The organism is Pyrobaculum sp. (genome assembly GCF_049971835.1).
Lineage (GTDB): Archaea > Thermoproteota > Thermoprotei > Thermoproteales > Thermoproteaceae > Pyrobaculum.
This window is the reverse complement of the sequence record NZ_JBMFKV010000186.1, coordinates 1-3,628: the sequence shown is the minus strand read 5'-3', so window position 1 is coordinate 3,628 and position 3,628 is coordinate 1. Positions and strand designations below refer to the sequence as shown.

Sequence of the window (3,628 nt, the reverse complement as noted above, 5' to 3'; positions counted from 1 at the left end):
CGACGTGCTGGGCGACGGGACTGTGACGGCGGACAAGGTTGTGCTATACGTCGGCGGTGGGGAGGAGGATGAAGTGCCTGCTGAGGTCAAGGCGGATCTCTACTACGCACTGTTGAGGGCGTTGGGGTGCCAGCCGAAGATGTACAAAGCCAAGGGCATCATCAACGTAATTCTGTATGGCGAAGAGGCTAAGAAATTCGCCCGGGCCGCTCTGCCGCATCTAGTGGGCCTCGAACGCGTGCTTGAGGCTGTGAAAAGAGATGAGCAAATTTATTCCAAAGTTGTAAAGATGATTGACATGGCAAGGGCTGAGAGGGTCAAGGCGTGGATAAAGAACTTCACCGCCGAGGGCAAGAGGCCGAGGGCTAGGCTGGTTGTCGAGGCTGACGGCGTAGCGGCAGAGTACCAGATAGGCTTGCGTAAAGACAACACCGTAGTTCTTGAATTCAACACAACTAACCGCGAGGAGGCTGAGAGGAGGGCGGCGTTGCTTAGGGCTGTAGGGGTGAGGGCGGAGGTGGGGAAGAGATACAACAAATCTTACAACCGTAACGAGTGGCGCATAGTCGTAACCACCAACGCGCTGGCCGCCGACTCCGTACACGAGGCTGTTAGGAAGGCGGTGGCGGAGTTCCTCGAAAAGTGCAGAGAGGCGGGGGTGTTGTCAGAAGACACCTACAACCGCCTAGCCGGGAAGTTCAAGAGGGGTGTGCCGGAGTGGGGAGATATTAGGTTCTCCGTGAAGCTGAAAAAAGACGGCGCTGTAGAAGTAGTCTACGAGCCTAGAGATCCCCAGTCTTTCAACAAAGCGGTAGAGCTTCTGCGGAGGCTGGGGATGAGAGATGCGTGTGATGGGGAGTGGTGCTTCGTCCACTTCACCGCTAAGGAGCCGGGCGTGGGCGAGAGGGGCTTCGTCCGCATAACGGCAGACGGCCTTAGGTACATCGGCTGGCTCGCCCTACACGGCGAGGGCGAGGCGAGGGAGAAGGCCCAGTGGCTGAAGGAAATGTTGCTAAAGGAGGCGGAGGCGAAGGGGGAGGAGGTGCGTCAGCGGCTAGAGCAGTACTTCCGCGAAGGCGAGCAGTGGGGCACCGTAAAGCCGCCCGTTGAGAAGGAGGTTGAGGTGGAGGGCAAGAGGATGAAGGTGAGGGTGGTGGAGGTGAAGGCGTGGACAGAGAAGAGCGAGAAGACGGAACACTTGGTCGTCAAGATAAAGGCAAGGGTTGAGGAAGATGGCCGCGAGATGATCGTAGAGAAGGATGCGAGGTTCTTTAAAAGCGGCGGCAGGATCTACGGCTACGTCAACATACACGCCGGCGCCGAGGGAGGACGCGAGGCAGACTACGCAAGAACAGCCGCAGTGCTGAAGGCCCTCGGCGTGGAGAAGTGGGACCGAGAAGAAAGACGAATACGCCTCACCGGAGGCGCCCTAGACACCCTCATGCGCCTAGAACCCATATGCGCCGCCCTAGGCCAATGCCAAAAAGGTTAAAAAAGACCCAAAGGCGAGGGCTGTGCGCTACGTCAGCAACTCTCATAAGGAGGTGCTAAAACCCGCGGCGTGGGCGTGTTGCTACTACGCCCCCTCTTCAAAAAGGAGCATCAGCGTCTTTTCCGTGACCATGCCGATCACGGCTGTGCCCTCTTCGTTTACCACGGGGACCCCTCCTACGTCGAATTCCAGCATTTTTCTAATGACGTCGATGACCGGGTCGTTTGGCTTTGTGAGGAAAATTGGGGACTTGGCTATGTTGATGACGTAGTTGTTTACCACCTCCTCGACAGCCCCCTGGCGTATTTTCTCAACTGTCTCGTCGTCTGCGAAGTACCTCAAGACGTCCTTGGCGTGCAACATAGACACAACCCTTCCGCTTTCGTCTACAATGGGGTACCGTCTAAATTTGTAAATGGTGATCCCCTCCAGGACGTCCATCACCGTGGAGTACGGGGTTAGGACGTAGATAATGCGCGTCATTACGTCTCTAACTCTGTGTGGGAAGTCTAGCTGGGAGGCGATTTTTAACACATCCCACTCTGTGAATATCCCCAAAAGCCTCCCGGCCTCGTCGACTATGGGCATAGATCCGAAGTTGTGTCTTAGGAAGAGGGAAATCACCTCAGCCACCGGAGTCTCGGGCCTGGCGGAAACCACGCTCCTCGTGCCTATTTCAATCACGTTTTTCATATAGATGTCGCTGTAGAGAGAGCCCTCGGCGTTTTTATCACTAACCCATGAATATATCGCATCTAAGATGTCCAACATTGTTATTATGCCTACTAGCTTATCTCCACGTACAATGGGGAGCCTCCTAATGTCGAGACTTACCATTGTCTTCATCGCGTTTAGGACTTTCTCCCGCTCTCCTACAGTCACTACATTTTTTGTGGCGAACTCAATTACAGGTCTGCTGAAGAGATCCACAACTTTACAAACGGCCTTATTTAAATAAATTCTTTTTAGTCAGCCAAGCCCCCAGCGCTGAGAAAGCCCTCGCTCTGTGAGAAATTTTGTTCTTCACCTCTTCTCCGAGCTCTGCAAAGGTGTGGGGCATGCCCTCAGGTATGAAGATCGGGTCGTATCCAAACCCGCCGCGGCCCCTCGGCTCATTCGCAATGTACCCACTGGCCTCCCCCGTAAAAACCTCGACCCTACTCCCTATACATATAGCCACTGCGCATTTAAAAAGCGCCCGTCTATTAGCCACCCCTTCGAGGAGTTTCAGAACCCCGCCTAGGCCGATGGTTCTGTAAACATATTCGGCGTAGGGCCCTGGAAAGCCGCCTAGGGCCTCTATGTATAGTCCTGTGTCGTCCACAGCGACGTAGTCGCCGTACCTACTGCATAAGAGCTCTGCGGCTCTCCTCGCGACGACTTCCACATCGTCGTGTTGAATTTCTACCTTCTCAGCGTCCAGCCTCTCTACCTCAACGCCGAAGGGGGCGAGGATTTGAGAAACTTCGGCGAGCTTATGGGGGTTGTTTGTTGCAAGCCTAATTTTCATCAAGAGAGGCCCATGTGGTTCCTAACACGGGCCAGGAGCTCGTGTTCCGGCGGCACGCCGACGAACTCCACATCTCCCACGGCGGCGTCCTCCGCTTGTAGAACCACCGTGGGGACTCCAGTTACTCCGTACATATCTGCCAGGTCCGGGTTTTCATAAGCCTCTACAACCACCGACACAACCCTCCCCTTGCTTTCGAAAGCGAACATATTGGCCAACAACACCGCGTAGGGGCAGTAGGGACAGCTCGGCGTGACGAAAGTTACGACGTATACCCTCTTTGGCGCGGTCTGAGCGAGATTCGAGAGCTCGGCCCTGGTCTTCTGTCTCAATCCGGTCTTCCCCGTGCTGAGCCTAACCACAGTCTCTATGAAGGCCCTCACCTCCTCGCCCATGGGGGCCCCCCAGTACTTTATAAACCCGTCTCCGAAATATACTGCGGGGACTCTCTGAGGCTCTACTCTGAAGTTCTTAAACGCCTCAGTGTCCTTCTCGGCGTGGTATTTTTTGACGTTGAGTTTACCTGGAGGCGCCAATTTTACAAGTAGGTCTAGTAGCTCCTCCGTAGGGACGCACCAATTAGTGTCGCGCCCAGCGCAGTTGGAGCTTGTAAAGAAGTTTACATC

4 protein-coding genes are annotated in these 3,628 nt (G+C 55.0%); 1 reads left to right on the top strand and 3 read right to left on the bottom strand.

Annotation, left to right across the window (positions count from 1 at the left end; translation table 11 throughout):
* Positions 1 to 1,492: PaRep2b protein (locus tag ACP5J3_RS11995; RefSeq protein ID WP_428495904.1), on the top strand; the 1,492-nt coding region annotated here is incomplete at its 5' end.
* An 84-nt stretch (positions 1,493 to 1,576) separates the two neighbouring features.
* On the opposite strand, the gene ACP5J3_RS11990 is transcribed toward ACP5J3_RS11995, so the two are convergent.
* The 3 genes from ACP5J3_RS11990 to ACP5J3_RS11980 form a co-directional block, all read right to left on the bottom strand.
* The gene (locus ACP5J3_RS11990; protein WP_014287784.1) at positions 1,577 to 2,422 is read right to left on the bottom strand and encodes a CBS domain-containing protein; all 846 of its coding nucleotides are present in this window, start codon (positions 2,420 to 2,422) and stop codon (positions 1,577 to 1,579) included.
* Positions 2,423 to 2,438: 16 nt separating this feature from the next.
* Positions 2,439 to 3,002 carry an XTP/dITP diphosphatase gene (locus ACP5J3_RS11985; protein WP_428495903.1) on the bottom strand — a complete coding sequence of 188 codons (564 nt, stop codon included), beginning with the start codon at positions 3,000 to 3,002 and terminating at the stop codon, positions 2,439 to 2,441.
* On the bottom strand, positions 3,002 to 3,628 hold a 627-nt coding region (locus ACP5J3_RS11980), incomplete at its 5' end, for a thioredoxin family protein (protein WP_428495902.1). The genes ACP5J3_RS11985 and ACP5J3_RS11980, both read right to left, overlap by 1 nt.

Coding starts and splice junctions, on each gene's coding strand:
- ACP5J3_RS11985 (WP_428495903.1), bottom strand. CDS start 3,002: ATGAAAATTAGGCTTGCAACAAACAACCCCCATAAGCTCGCCGAAGTT.